This window comes from Streptomyces sparsus, assembly GCF_054776295.1.
The window spans coordinates 1-877 of the sequence record NZ_BAAHCA010001410.1 but is presented as its reverse complement, the minus strand read 5'-3'; the positions used below and the strand labels follow the sequence as shown (position 1 = coordinate 877).

Here is an 877-nt window from a genome sequence, read left to right as displayed (position 1 = left end):
GCGGCGTCCTCGCCGTACCCCTCGGCGGCGAGTTGCAGGGCCACTCCGGTGGCCAGCCGGTGGTGCGTGCCGGTGGAGGTGGCCAGCCCGGCGGTGACCAGTTCGGCCAGCTCGGCGTCGGCGTGCGGTTCGTCGAGCAGCGCGGGCAGATGTGCCGCGGCGGGCAGCTCACCGTCGAGTGCGACGGCCAGCCTCAGCGTCTCCTGGGCGGGTGCGGAGAGTTCCGCGGCCAGCGAGCCGGCGGTGATGGTGGCGACGGAGAGTTCGGGCAGTTCGGCGTCGGGGGACGCCTCCAGGCGCGCGTCGCGCTGCCGCAGCACCGCTCCGGCCTGCACGAAGCGCAGCGGCAGCCCTTCCGACTCGAACCACAGGTCGGCGGACCAGTCCGCCTCCGCGTCCGTCAGCGGGCGGCCGACGGCGTGTTCGAGCAGTTCCAGGCAGGCGGTGCGGCTGATGCCGCCGAGATGGACCTCTTCGACGAACGAGCCGGGTGAGGGTGCGGCCACGTGCGGGGTGGCCGCGATCAGGAAGGCGCATTCGGGGGTGGCCCGCAGCAGTTCGTCGAGCGCGGCGCCACCGAACTCTATGTCGTCGAGCACCACGACGGCGCCCACGCCGGCCAGCGCCGTCAGCAGCTCCTCGCGGTCCGGGCGGTGCAGCTCGGTGCGGTAGACGGTGGCGTGCAGCTCGTGCAGCAGGTCCGTGGGGGTGCGGTGGTAACCGTGCAGGCGGACCACGCCGTCGGGTGCCAGCTCGGCGCAGTCGCCGACGACGGCGTCCAGCAGTGCGGTCCGGCCGGATCCGGCCGGACCGGTGAGGCGGACCGAGCGGCCGCGGGCGAGCAGCCGGACGAGGCGCTCGCGTTCCTCCTCCCGCT

General features: G+C 74.6%; 1 pseudogene. It reads right to left on the bottom strand.

Annotated elements, in window-relative coordinates:
- Positions 1 to 877, bottom strand: a pseudogene (locus ACYVE9_RS28735) (ATP-binding protein); the annotation flags it as partial.